At 38.8% G+C, this 330-nt stretch carries 1 protein-coding gene; it reads right to left on the minus strand.

Features of this window, described 5'->3' with window-relative positions; genetic code table 11:
- Window positions 1-330 (minus strand): hypothetical protein (locus tag PUR71_RS40775; protein ID WP_329924219.1); only part of this gene is annotated, 330 nt, incomplete at both ends.

Raw genomic sequence — 330 nt, forward strand, 5'->3', positions numbered from 1 at the left:
CCCCCCCCCCCCCCCCCCCACCACCCACAACCCCCCCCACCCCCCCCCACACCACCACCCCAAACAACACAAAAACAACACCACAAAACAACAAACAAACACACCACACCCAGACCCAAAACACCAAAACCCACCAACACCCCAACCCCACCCCACAAAAAAACAAAACAAAACCCCCCCCACACCAACAACAAAAAAAAAAAAAAAAACCCAAAACAAAAAAAAAAACACAAAAAAAAACACAAAAAAAAAAAAAAAAAAAAACCACAAACAAACAACAAAAAAAAAAAAAAAAAAAAAAAAAAAAAAAAAACAAACAAAAAAAAAACA

The sequence above is a fragment of the Streptomyces sp. SP17BM10 genome (genome assembly GCF_036322405.1).
In the GTDB taxonomy this organism is placed as follows: Bacteria; Actinomycetota; Actinomycetes; order Streptomycetales; family Streptomycetaceae; genus Kitasatospora.